Source organism: Paenibacillus sp. H1-7, assembly GCF_022354825.1.
Lineage (GTDB): Bacteria > Bacillota > Bacilli > Paenibacillales > NBRC-103111 > Paenibacillus_S.
In genome coordinates this window covers 7,600,891-7,614,103 of sequence record NZ_CP031168.1, presented here as the reverse complement: position 1 = coordinate 7,614,103, position 13,213 = coordinate 7,600,891, and the positions used below count along the sequence as shown (strand labels likewise).

Here is a 13,213-nt window from a genome sequence, read left to right as displayed (position 1 = left end):
GCTAAGGAGGCGTCATGCTTTATGTATTCATTGCATCCGGATCACCCTTCTTTTTATGCAAATGCGTTCTTGCATGCACCTATCGGTATCGCTATTGCATCCGTCCATGGTGAATGGGCCAAGGTGAACCGGGCACTGTGCAACATGCTCGGATATGATGAGGATGAGCTTAGTTCGTTGGATTATCGAACGATAGCCCGCCGGGAGGACCTGTTAATTGCCGATCAGCTTGTTCAGGACATGCTGGAGGGAGGGAGCACTTCCTGCTCCCTGGAAGTTCGCTATTGGCACAAATCCGGGCGAACGGTATGGATTTCGCAGCATATGTCGTTAATCCGTGATGAGATAGGCAATCCTCAATGCTTCTATATTCACTTTACGGATATGACCCGGCAGCGGCAGTCGAATCAGCTGTATTCCGTTATAACCGAGCACTCTCTGGACATCATTTCTTTTAATTCGCCGGAGGGAGTTTGTCTGTACATCTCACCTGCCGTTCGCTATTTGCTCGGTTACTATCCGGAGGAGCTAGTCGGGAAGCAGCACCTGGATTATGTTCATCCCGAGGATAAGGCCTACCTGATGGGGCGAACGTACAGCGATACGGATAAGATCACTTACCGCTATCGCCATGCCGACGGACATTATGTCTGGTTCGAGACCACGATGAAATTTATCCGCGATGCACAAGGCAAGGTAGAAACGACTCTGGCCATAGGACGCGACATCTCCGAGCGCATTAAGACCGAGCAGGCGTTGGAAAATAGCAGAAGGAATTTGGCCGAGGCACAAAAAATCGCATCCATCGGCAGCTGGGAATGGGATTTGCTCACCAACGATGTGGTTTGGTCGGAAGAGCTGATGCGTATTTGCGACATCGAGCCCGAAGTATTCTGCGGCAAATTCGAAAAGTTGGTTACCTATATCCATCCTGATGACCTGGACATGGTGCTTTATAATATAAAACGGGCGCGGGAAGGGCAGCCGTATAACCTTGAATGCCGTATCCTGACATCCAAATCGACCGAGAAATACGTACATATTCAAGGAATCGTAATATACGATTTACATAATAAGCCTTACAAAATGCACGGAACCGTGCAAGACATTACCGAACGCCAAAAAATGCAGCAGCTGCTGGAAGAAACGATCGACAGGTATACTTCCTTGAAAAAGTATAACCCGGACGGCATCATCTCCTTGGACAGACAAGGCTACATCGTATCCGCCAATCCGGCGGCACAGACCATATCGGGATACAGCGCACAGGAGCTGGTTCAGTTTCATTTTACCGAATTGCTGCACCCGGACGATTTGATCCGCGCCTTGGCGTGGTACGAGCAATTTTTGCAGGGGGAAATGACCGAACGCGAAGACCTGAGCATTAAGCACAAGAACGGCCGATTTATTAATCTGTTAATTACTCCTGCTCCAATCATTATCAGGCAGCAAATCGTCGGTTGTTACATCGTAGTAAAGGATATTACCGATCAAAAGAAGACGGACGAGCTGCTGCGGCAGTCGGAGAAGCTGTCAGTCGTTGGGCAGTTGGCCGCAGGTGTAGCTCATGAAATCCGCAATCCTCTGACGGCTCTGAAGGGCTTCGTGAAGCTGATGATGTATTCGGAGCATTCATTTCCAAGGTATTTGGCGATTATGAAGGAAGAGCTCGAGCGGATCGAGCTGATCGTCAGCGAGCTGTTGATGCTGTCGAAGCCTCAGACCACCAATTTGCGCTGCATGAATTTGAAAGAAGTGCTGGAGGAGGTCCAGGCTCTAATAGGGACGCAGGCCATCATGAAAAACATCGACATTCAGCTGGATGCGGAGGGCGACTTGTTCCCGGTATACTGCGACCCGAATCAAATCAAGCAGGTGTTCATCAATTTTATTAAAAACGGCATCGAAGCGATGAATCAGGAAGGCGTTATCCGGATCCATCTATCCGATGATTCCGAGTGCTTTACCCGAGTGCAAATCATAGATGAAGGCTGCGGTATACCTGAAGACAAGCTCCCGAGATTGGGTGAGCCGTTTTTTACGACCAAGGAGGGCGGAACGGGCCTTGGCTTGATGATCAGCCAAAAAATCATCGAGCATCACGGCGGGACGATGTCGATCTACAGCCAATTAAACGTTGGTACGACGGTGGAGGTCTGCTTCCCTACGTCCGATATTCAGCTGGAAGAACGGCGAGCGGTTCGGGCATAATAAGGGAATAAACGAATCTATTACAGCCAGTCGAAGGAGGCAGGTTGCTTATGAGTATGATGAAGGACATTGAGCATCGAGTACCGCCGGGGCAAACCTTGACTCAGGGGTTTCCGGTTCTGCATTACGGCAGCGTGCCGTATTACAGCGATTTGAGCAAGTGGGATTTTCGCCTGTTCGGGCTTGTGGAGGAAGAGGTTACTCTTAGCTACGACCAATTCATGGAGCTGCCGCGGAAGCAGTTCACGAACGACATTCATTGCGTGACGACCTGGTCCAAGCTCGATAACGAGTGGGAGGGCATCGCAGTCAGCGAGGTCCTGAAACGGGTTAAGCTGAAGCCGGAAGCCCAATACGTCATGCTTCACGCCGAGCACGGCTGGACGACAAATCTGCCGCTGGATGACTTTATGCGGGATACTTCATTCTTCGGTCTGAAGCATAACGGGCAGCCGCTGACCCCTGATCATGGCTATCCGGTACGAGCGGTCGTGCCGCATTTATATTTCTGGAAGAGCGCGAAATGGGTTCGCGGCATTGAGTTTATGGAGAAGGATAAGCCGGGCTTTTGGGAGCGGAACGGCTATCACATGTATGGAGATCCGTTCAAAGAGCAGAGGTACGATTTTGACTAGGTTACTAAGGAAAGCTCAGATGAATAAATCTGGGCTTTTTTTTATACTTGAAAAATAGAACGTTTGTTCGTATATTAGTAGTATCGAATTTCAATGAGGAGGAAGTCATGAAACCAGCCAAATGGACTTCAGAAGCAAACGTAATCAGGGAATCTTCCGGTATGATGCTTCCAGAGTATCGTGAAGAGAATGTATTTTATTATGATCAGGATGAAAAATGGAGAAAGCCAGTGCTGACCGAAGAAGAGCAGCAGGAAATGTTTAGGCGACTGAGGGATTCCAAGGCAAAGGCAGTTGAAGTCTGTGTAAGGGTTTATGGTGAGCATGAAACTAGAAATATAACGGGAATCGTCACGGGACTGGATAATTACCCCGGACTGCTGGATCAATACCTCGTTAAGATAGAAGCAAAGGGAGATTGGCAGCTATTCAACTTTTCAGATGTTATTGAGGTCCTTAAATCATGATTTCCCCTATGAAATAGAGCTTCGATATATCTCGAAGTCCATTTTTTTTATTTGCGGTAAATGCTGGGATAGCATCTTCTTTATTGACAGGCAGGCAAGTTAATAATAAATTGATGTTTAATAAAGTTCGGCGAAATGAAACCGTATTCAGGACGTCATTGCAACATGAACGATACAGCTAAAGGAGTGAACCTGAGTGAAGTCCGGTATCCACAAGCTGCGCGGCGCTTTACTTGGCGCAAGCCTGCAGAAGAGATTGCTGCTGTTATTTTTACCCTTGGCCGTAGTGCCGCTAGCGGTGTTGGGTGCCTTTTCGTATTACAAATCGTCACAGGTCGTCCGGGATCAGGTATGCAGGACCATACTGGAAAACTTGTCTCAAGTCAATTACAGCATGAGCTATTTTGTCAAAGATATCGAACAGCTGTCGATGTATGTGTACAGCAATCGCGAAATCCAAGAGGTGCTGGCTAAGGACCCTAACCGTCCGCTTGCGGAAAAGCATCAGGATCAAAAGCGGATAGGCGACATTTTGGAAACGTTTTTAGGATTCAAAGGCTGGGAAATCGCGATCTATTTGCTCGGCGAGAACGGAGACCGGTATTTCTCAGGGGATTTGCTTCCAGGTCAATACGACGATTACAACCCCAATTGGGGCTTGTTTCGCAAAATGAGATTCGCCGACGGCAATGTCGTCTGGGATACCCACTACAGTATGAAAAAAACCGACGATTTCGGCATCGTGCTGAGCAGCGGCCGAATGCTGAAGAACATCAACACCAATCAGCAGCTGGGGTATATCGTTATCGACATTATGGAAAGCGGTTTAGCGGACAAATATAACAAAGCGCGATTGGCTGAAGGCGGACAAGTATTCCTTCTTGACCGCAACGGCTATATTATTTCCAGCACTCCCTCCAAGCATAAAGTCGGGACGAAGCTGGCGGAGCCTTATGTGAATGCAGTGCTTTCGGGAAGTAAAGGGTTCTTCAAGCAAGGGTCGGAAGGCGGCGGAGCGCCGTCCATGGTTATATACGATACATCCGAGAGCACCGGCTTCAAGCTAATTAGCGTGGTTCCTACTGCGGTGTTGACCAAAGAAAGCACGAGCATCCGCGACTTGACCTTCTGGGTAATGGCCATCGGCGTTCTCGTTACATGCTGGCTTGCGTTTGTGTTGTCCGTCACGATAACAGGTCCGCTAAGAAAGCTGAAGTCGTTAATGTACTTAGTGGAGAGCGGCAATTTGAATGTTTCCTTTACCTCCAAATATAGAGATGAGGTAGGGCAGCTTGGCCGGAGCTTTAACGCTATGGTCCAACGGATCAAGCAGCTGATCGATGAGGTGTATCATAAGCAGCTGATGGTTCAGCAGGCGGAGATTAAAGCGATTCAGGCTCAATTTAACCCGCATTTTCTATACAATGCGCTGGATTCGATCAATTGGATGGCCCGGATTCATAAGCTCGACGACATCAGCCGGACGGCGATCTCGCTAGGAGAGCTTCTCCGGTTCAGCATCCGCAAAGGGAACCCTTTTATCACTATTCGCGAGGATATGCAGCAAATCCGCAATTATTTATTTATTCAAAAAATGCGCTACGGCGACAAGTTTGAAGCGATAATCGATATCGCGCCGGAAGTGGAACGGCTGTATACGCTGAAGCTGCTGCTGCAGCCCGTGGTAGAAAATGCGATTACCCACGGGCTTGAAATGAAGCCGGGCAAAGGCATACTTCATATCCAAGGATTGCTTGAAGGCGACCGGGTTATTTTTCACGTAAGGGATAATGGAGTCGGAATGCCCGAAGACATATTGGAGCGTATGAAGGCCGGGAGCTTCGCATCGTCAAACGAGCAAAAGACAGGGATCGGGCTGGAAAACTTAATTAAGAGAATACAGCTGTATTTTGGCGAGCAGGGCTGGTTCTCGATCGAGAGCGAAGCGCAATCAGGCACGATAATAACGATCAACATACCGGCAATGGAGACACCAGGAGGGGAAACCCATGTATAAAGTGATGATTGTGGAGGATGAATGGCTGGTACGGGAAGGGTTAAAGCAGACCATCCCATGGGAGCAGGTCGGCTGCGAGCTGGTAGGGGAAGCCGGCGACGGAATTACCGCATTGGAACGGATTGAGAGCTTGCAGCCCGATATTTTGCTGTCCGACATTCGCATGCCGGGGCTAAGCGGAATTGAATTGGCTCAGCGGATCACAGAGCGGCTGCCGAAGCTGAAGATCGTATTTTTGACCGGGTTTGACGATTTTGTTATCGCGCAGAAGGCGATTAAGCTCGGGGCTGCGGATTTTATACTGAAACCGACGAATCCGGACGAGCTCATGGAAGTGTTCGGCCGAATCAAGGCCAAGCTGGATGAGGAGCGGGCTAACCGCGAGCAATCGGAGCGTCTGGAGTTAAGCCTGGTGATAGGACAACCGTTTATTATGGAAAAGCTGCTGTACGATATGATGCTGGAGCATGCGGGCACTTTTGAATTCGAGCTGTTCGAGGAATATTGCCTTCAGGATAACAAGACGGTCGGAGCTTACCGTATTGTGCTGTTGAATGCGGCTATCCCCGAAGCGGAGCGGGCGAAGACGAGCCGTACGGAGCAATGGCTGACCGCTTCGGCCGCGGTGGAAAGGCTGACATCGTTCCCGATGGTGAGAATCGGAAAATCCGTCTATGCTCTTCTGGCCAACCGGTCGACAGAGCGGACGGATATGACTCCGGTTCTCAGCCTACTGACCGATTTGGCCCGGATGTGGGAAGGGCACGTTTCCGTTGGCGTCAGCACCCTGCACGATGGAGCGGCAACGATTGCTCAAGCTTATGAGGAAGCGCTGCAAGCGATTTACGGCACGCTCTGGAGCGGAGGGAGCCCGCTGGTATGGTACGATGAGCTGGATAGGGAATCACCTTCGTTGATTACGGCAGCTCCTTCTCCGATAGACATATCGTTAACTGAATTAATTAAACGCGGGACGCAGGAGTCGATTGAAGAACACATAGCCCGCTGGAAGTCCCATTGGCTGCTGCAGCTGAGCCAGGACATACAGGAGCGCTCACGATTTTTTGAATGGCTTGTCGCGTTGTATTCCAGTCTGCTTAAAGACGAGGAGCTGAAGCATATCGGCCTGGACCCGCAGCTGCTGTTGTCCCCCCTCGAGGAGTCCGAGTCTCCCGATCGGCAATTAACGAGGCTGCGCGGGATGCTGATCGAATGGCAGCGGCGGTACAAGGGACAAGGCCGGGACGGCGGAGGCTTCGAGCAGATCGAGGCTTTCATTCGCCAGCACTACAGCGAGGACATTACATTGCAGGAAATCGCCGATCGCCATCATATGAGCGAAAGCCATTTCAGCCGGCTGTTCAAGCAGCATGTAGGAAGCAGCTTCCTTGAATATTTGACGAACGTGCGCGTACAGAAAGCGAAGGAGCTGCTGGTGAATCCGAAGCTCAAAATCTATGAAGTCGCGGTCAGCGTAGGGTATCAGGATTCGCGGTACTTCAGCCAAATTTACCGCAAATATACCGGCGAGACGCCGACGGAGTTTCGCAAGCGTCTCGGTATTGAGTTTATCCCGCTGTGAAGCGGGATTTTTTATTTGAAGCAGAAAATTCAACAAACATGAAATTTTGTCGCATTGAAAGCGTTTCACCAAAAAGATATATTTTGAGTGTAATCGCTGCAGCTGCTGCATCGACAGGGAGTCCGAGGACGAAACTAAAATTATACGGGGGGTATAAGAACATGAAAAAAACGGTATTCGGTATTATGGCTGCCATGCTGGTGGCTGTCTCTATTACGGGCTGCGGGCAATCACCTGCAACCGATAAAAAAGCGGATGGAGCGGGAGCGCAGTCGGGCACGGCGAAAAAAGCAGGTACAGTTACGCTGTACTCGCCGAATGCAGCGGAAGTGAATAACCCGATCATCAAGGAATTCCAGGAGCGTACGGGCATTGAGGTCCAGCTGATTTCCGGCGGAACGGGAGATTTGCTGAAGCGCGTTCAAGCCGAGGCTGCCAATCCGCTTGGAGATATTTTCTGGGCCGGCGGCGCCGATTCGCTTGAGGCGTATAAACAATATTTTGAACCGTATAAAACGAAAGAGTTTGACAATCTGGAACCGCAATATGTGGACAAAAACAATGTATGGACACCGTTTGCGGCGCTGCCGATGGTCATCATGTACAATAAAGAGCTCGTGAAAGCGGGCGAGGAGCCCAAGAGCTGGAACGATCTGGTCGATCCGAAATGGAAGGGGAAAATTGCATTCGCCGATCCGGCCAAATCCGGGTCCTCCTATACTCAGCTCATCACTATGCTCACGGCCTTCGGCAAAAATGAACAGGGATGGGATTTCGTTAAAAGATTCGTTAAAAACCTGGACGGCAAAGTGCTATCCGGATCGGGACTTGTATATAAAGGCGTTGCCGATAAAGAATTCGCTCTTGGCGTAACCCTGGAGGAAGCGGCGCTTCGCTACGTAGAGGGCGGAGCTAAGGTCGGCATCATCTATCCTTCTGAAGGCACCTCTGCGGTTCCTGACGGAGCGGCTATCATCAAGGGAGCGAAAAATCCGGAGCAGGCCAAGCAATTCATCGATTTCCTAGTCAGCAAAGACGTGCAAACGCTGATTCAAAAGGAATTCAAGCGCCGCTCGGTGCGCAAGGATGCGGAAACGATTCAAGGCGTCGCGCAGACGAAGGACATCAAGCTGGTGCAATACGACTTTGATTTCGCCGCTGCTAAAAAAGACGAGAACATTAAACGTTTCGGCAAAATCGTAACCGGCCAAGAATAAAATACGAATCCCAAGGTGCCTTACTTCGAGGTTAAGGCACCTTTTTTTAAACGGCAAATCTAACAGGAGGTCAGTGCCATGCAAAAAGTTGTGTTCGATCATGTAACCAAATATTTCGGAACGAATAAGGCGGTTAATGATGCTCATTTCACTATAGAAGCCGGGGAGTTTTTCACGCTGCTCGGCCCAAGCGGATGCGGTAAAACGACGCTGCTGCGGACGATTGCCGGGTTTTACCGGCAGGAGGAAGGCGACATCTACTTCGGTGATAAAAAGATGAATGACGTGCCGACGCACGAGAGAAATATCGGGATGGTGTTTCAAAACTACGCCATTTTCCCGCACATGACGGTATTCGAAAATGTCGCCTACGGCCTCAAAGCCCGCAACGTATCGAAGAAAGAGATCGAAACCCGAGTGATGGAAGCGCTCGAAATGGTAGAGCTTTCCCATCTGCGCGACCGCGTACCGTCCAACATGAGCGGCGGTCAGCAGCAGCGGATCGCCCTGGCCCGCGCCATCGTCATTCGTCCGGGACTGCTGTTGATGGATGAGCCGTTATCCAATCTCGACGCCAAGCTGAGAGTGAAGATGAGATCGGACATTCGCCGGCTGCAAAAGGAGCTTCACATCACGACGATTTACGTTACGCATGATCAGGAGGAAGCATTGGCGGTTTCCGACCGGATTGCCGTCATGAGTGAGGGGAGAGTGCAGCAAATTGCCTCCCCTGGGGATATCTATGCGTATCCATCCAACCAATTCGTCGCCAATTTTATCGGGACGTCCAATTTTATTACAGGCGAATGCGACTCCTACAGCAGCCATTCCGGCGAAGCCGTGGTGAAGCTGTTCGGAACGGATTTCCGGCTGCCGCTCCAGAACGACTATGAGGGTAAGGTCCTGTTTGCGCTTAGACCCGAACGCGTGAAGCTGGAGGATGCCAACTCCGGGTCCCCGCTTATTCCCGGCACGATCGAGACCGTTACGTTTCTGGGAGAAAAGGTGAGCTACCTCATTCGACTGAACGACGGCACCTTGATCGATGTTCAGGAGCATGCGGTACAGCCGCATCGTCTAAGACGGGAGAAAGCATCGGTTCTGGTCAATCTTCAGCTGGATAGAACGACGATGTTCGATCATTCCGGCCGGGAGGTGCTCTACCGTGCAGCCTTCTAAACTAGCGGCAGAAACGGCTATGGGCGGCACAGCGGTCAGGAAGCAGCCTGGACGGTATGGAAGGCTGAATATCAAGCAGTGGGACTTCTGGTCGTGGGTCACTTGCTTCGTCTATTTATTTTTGCTGGCCTTCATCGTGTATCCTCTCTTTTCCTTGCTGATCAACAGCTTCTTTAACGATAAAGGCGTGTTCTCGCTGGAAAACTATGCGAACTTCCTGAAGCTGAAATATTACTATATCGCCCTTTGGAACAGCTTCAAGGTGTCGGCGCTGACGACCGTGTTCTCCATCTTGATCGGGGTACCGCTCGCTTACGTGATGACGCGCTACAACATCAGGTTCAAAGGCTTGATTCAGATTATGGTCATCATGTCCTTGCTGTCGCCGCCGTTCATCGGCGCGTATTCGTGGATTCTGATGCTCGGGAACAACGGGTTTCTAACGCGGTTTTTCCACGACATCGGCATACCGTTCTCGTCAGTCTACGGGTGGAAAGGGATTGTGTTCGTATTTACTCTGCAGTTTTACCCGCACATTTTCCTATATGTGTCCGGGGCGCTGCGCACGATCGATACGTCGTTGGAGGAAGCGGCGGAAAGTCTCGGGCGCTCCGCATTTCATCGGCTTATGACGATCACGCTGCCGCTCATCTTCCCGACCTTGTCTGCCGGAGCGCTGATGGTGTTCATGGCCGCTTTCGCCGACTTCGGGACCCCGATGCTGCTCGGTCAAGGCTTCAAGGTGCTGCCGATTCTAGCCTACGAGCAATTTATAAGCGAAATGGGCGGGAATCCGGCGATGGCGAGCACACTCAGCGTCATTCTGATCGCTTGCTCGACGAGCATTCTGTTCTTGCAGCGTTACTTCGTTTCGCGGAAAAATTACACCATGACGGGCATGCGAACGCCCAAGGTGGAATTGCTGAGGCCGCTGCCTAAAGCGCTGCTGACCGCAGGTGCTTTGCTCATAGCATGTATATCTCTGATTCCGCAGGCTACGGTCATTATCACGTCGTTCATCAAAACGAAAGGACCGGTATTCCACTCCGGCTTCAGCTTAAACAGCTACAAGGAAGTATTGTTCCGAGTTCCAAAAGCAATTGCCAATACGTACAGCTTTTCGGCGGTCTCTATCGTCATTATGGTGATTATGGGCATGCTCGTCGCTTATGTGCTTGTCCGCCGCAAATCGAAGCTGACCGCAATGCTGGACGGGTTAATCATGATTCCTTACGTTATGCCGGGTACGGTACTCGGTATCAGTATGATCATCGCTTTTAACAAGCCGCCGGTCGTCTTGACAGGGACGTGGGTCATTCTGGTTATAGCTTACATCGTACGGAAGCTGCCTTACACGATTCGTTCCAGCACGGCGATCTTGCATCAGCTCGACCGAAGTGTCGAGGAGGCGTCCATCAGCTTGGGCGTTCCTCCGATGAAGACGTTTTTCAAAACCACCGGCCGTTTGATGGCTCCGGGCGTATTGTCCGGTGCGATTCTAAGCTGGATCACGACCATTAACGAGCTCAGCTCTACGATAGTGCTGTATTACGGAGCGACGGCAACAATCTCCGTCACGATTTACAGCGAGGTGTTTACATCCAACTACGGGACGGGAGCTGCACTAGCCTCTATCTTATCCGTATCGACCCTCGTTTCCTTACTGATTGCCAACAAGCTGAGCAAAAAAGGATTGCAGCTCTAAGCAGGAAAGCCGGAGCATAATGCCGCCTTCGATGAGCCATGGTACAATGAGTTCGGAAGAAACCCCGAAAGGTTGGCAAACCGGTGCTTTCAAGGAGGCATTCATGAATCGGCGCAAATGGATTTTCATCATAACAGCTTGCTTTCTGCTCGCAGGCACGGTCATGTGGATCAGGGCCAAGCGTCTGCCTTCGGGCGGTGGTAACGATCAGCCGCAGGATACGGTAACGTTGTCCGTATGGGTGTTCAGTAGAGGGTGGGACACTCCTCTTGCGGAATTTCAGAAGCAATATCCGCAAATCAACATAGATGTTCGCACGTTTCGTTCGGCAGAACAGCTGTATCATGAGCTGCTGCCGTCGATTTCGGCCAACGTGGCTCCGCAATTGGCCGAAATCGGAAGCTTCTATGGCATCGCCCCGTTGGCTGCTACCGGCTCCATAACTCCAATCGACAATCAGAAGACGGAGGCCGCCCAACTTTCAGCTGCTTTTGAAGAGCCGTTTCGCTACGATGGCAAGCTGTGGGCTCTGCCCATTGGAGGCAGCATCCCGCTGTTATATTACCGGGGGGAATTGGTAAGCAGGGCGGAGCTTCCGCCGAACGGCTTTCGCAGCTGGAACGACGTAGAGAAAGCCGCCGCGCTGCCGATCAAGGAGGGGCTTGCGTCGCCCGGCGACCGATGGAGGCTGGCTATCGATAATGAGCTTCCATGGTACGCCCAAAATATAGGAGGCGGTACGGCTTCGGAGCACGCGTTCGACTTATGGGAGCGCTGGGTGCACGCGCTCGGTATATTGGAGCCGTTAAGCCATCGGATGGCGGTCAGCGATTTTATTAACGGCAAGGTCGGAGTGCTTCTCAGCTCTTCCAGCAAGCTTCCTGTCATTGAACGTTATATAGGCGGAAAATTTCAATTCGATATTATGAGGCTGCCGGAGTCCGATTCGGTAGGGATCGTACCGGCTGTTAACGGTCTGGTTCAAATCCATTCGATTCCTGCCAAGGAAACGGCGGCTCAGAGATTGTTAGAATTTATGATGGATAACACGGCGCAGTCTCTGATGTGGACGCACATGGGCTACATACCCGCCAAAACGGATGTAGTCATGCAATTGGCCGAACAATCGGCCGCATTAGCCCGGCAATGGACGATATTCGATGCTATTCGGTCATTAAGCGGACGCAAGCCTGCAGTGGACGACTACGATCAATGGATGAGGATTACGGAGAAGCTCGAACTGCTGGAACAGCAATCGAAATAGGATTCGTCTTTATCAGGAGCAGGATAGGGGCAGGATGGCATCGAGGAGGGAGTTCGTATGATGATAGAAACCATTTCAAAACAGGGTACCGCCCAATGGAACGAGGATGCGCTGGTCGTTAATGACAGGCTGCGGTTGTTCGGGGTGCTTGACGGTGCCACATCTCTTCACCCTTACCGGGGAGCGGGAGGGGAGACGGGAGGATATTTGGCTTCCCGGACGATCAAGAACTACCTGGAATCGCTTCGGGAAGAAGATGTGGCGGATGCCAGCCTCAAGCATCTGGTCATCCAGGCCAACGTCCGATTGCGGGAGGACATGAAGGAAGCGGGGATCGATCTCACGGATAAAGCGTCTTTATGGACCAGCTCGCTGGCTCTCATCCGCGTTCGCGAGCATTCGATCGATTACGTGCAGGCGGGTGACTGCATGATTGCCGCCAAGTATGAGGACGGTACGGTTCGTACGATTTCTCGCGATCAGGTGGATCATATCGATCAGCAATCCAAGAAAATTTGGCAGGATGGCATCCAAAGCGGGATCACTTCACGGGAGCAGCTGTGGAGTATGGTCAAGCCGGTCATTATGCAAAATAAATCGAAGATGAACACGCTCGAAGGCTATTCGGTTCTGAGCGGCGAGCCGGAAGCGGCGGAGCTTCTGGAGTACGGGACGATCAACCGCATCCGTTTGCGATCCCTCCTGCTGGTGACCGACGGGTTGTTTCTACCGAAGGAGGCGGGGGCGGAACCGTCGGACGATTGTGCCAATCTGATCGCCATGGTCGAGAAGCAAACGCTTGCCAGCTATACGGATTGGCTGACCCGTCTTGAGCAGGACGATAAAGAGTGCCAGAAGTATCCGAGATTTAAAATTTCCGACGACAAGACGGGAATATGGATTCAATTTTGATTCGTGAGTTGCTGTAAATTACCG

10 protein-coding genes are annotated in these 13,213 nt (G+C 51.1%); all 10 read left to right on the top strand.

Going from position 1 to position 13,213, the window contains the following annotated elements; genetic code table 11:
- Positions 1-21: 21 nt before the first annotated feature.
- The 10 genes from DVH26_RS33520 to DVH26_RS33475 all read left to right on the top strand — a co-directional run bounded on the left by DVH26_RS33520 (position 22) and on the right by DVH26_RS33475 (position 13,189).
- Complete coding sequence (locus DVH26_RS33520; RefSeq protein WP_239629954.1) at positions 22-2,211, top strand: PAS domain S-box protein; 2,190 nt, start codon at positions 22-24, stop codon at positions 2,209-2,211.
- Between the two features lie 50 nt (positions 2,212-2,261).
- Entirely contained in the window at positions 2,262-2,846 is a 585-nt protein-coding gene (locus DVH26_RS33515) for a sulfite oxidase-like oxidoreductase (protein ID WP_379461794.1), read from the top strand.
- A 107-nt stretch (positions 2,847-2,953) separates the two neighbouring features.
- Positions 2,954-3,313 carry a YolD-like family protein gene (locus DVH26_RS33510; protein WP_239629953.1) on the top strand — a complete coding sequence of 120 codons (360 nt, stop codon included), beginning with the start codon at positions 2,954-2,956 and terminating at the stop codon, positions 3,311-3,313.
- A gap of 196 nt (positions 3,314-3,509) precedes the next feature.
- Positions 3,510-5,330 carry a sensor histidine kinase gene (locus DVH26_RS33505; RefSeq protein ID WP_239629952.1) on the top strand — a complete coding sequence of 607 codons (1,821 nt, stop codon included), beginning with the start codon at positions 3,510-3,512 and terminating at the stop codon, positions 5,328-5,330.
- The gene (locus DVH26_RS33500; protein WP_239629951.1) at positions 5,323-6,912 is read left to right on the top strand and encodes a response regulator transcription factor; all 1,590 of its coding nucleotides are present in this window, start codon (positions 5,323-5,325) and stop codon (positions 6,910-6,912) included. Before DVH26_RS33505 ends, DVH26_RS33500 begins: the two co-directional genes overlap by 8 nt.
- Before the next feature lie 161 nt (positions 6,913-7,073).
- Positions 7,074-8,129 carry an ABC transporter substrate-binding protein gene (locus tag DVH26_RS33495; RefSeq protein ID WP_239629950.1) on the top strand — a complete coding sequence of 352 codons (1,056 nt, stop codon included), beginning with the start codon at positions 7,074-7,076 and terminating at the stop codon, positions 8,127-8,129.
- Between the two features lie 78 nt (positions 8,130-8,207).
- On the top strand, positions 8,208-9,308 hold the full coding sequence (locus DVH26_RS33490; protein ID WP_239629949.1) for an ABC transporter ATP-binding protein: 1,101 nt from the start codon (positions 8,208-8,210) through the stop codon (positions 9,306-9,308).
- Positions 9,295-11,013: an ABC transporter permease gene (locus tag DVH26_RS33485; protein WP_239629948.1), complete on the top strand. Its 1,719-nt coding sequence runs from the start codon at positions 9,295-9,297 to the stop codon at positions 11,011-11,013. Before DVH26_RS33490 ends, DVH26_RS33485 begins: the two co-directional genes overlap by 14 nt.
- A 103-nt stretch (positions 11,014-11,116) precedes the next feature.
- Positions 11,117-12,277: an extracellular solute-binding protein gene (locus DVH26_RS33480; protein WP_239629947.1), complete on the top strand. Its 1,161-nt coding sequence runs from the start codon at positions 11,117-11,119 to the stop codon at positions 12,275-12,277.
- Positions 12,278-12,334: 57 nt separating this feature from the next.
- Entirely contained in the window at positions 12,335-13,189 is an 855-nt protein-coding gene (locus DVH26_RS33475) for a protein phosphatase 2C domain-containing protein (RefSeq protein ID WP_239629946.1), read from the top strand.
- The last annotated feature ends 24 nt before the right edge of the window (positions 13,190-13,213 follow it).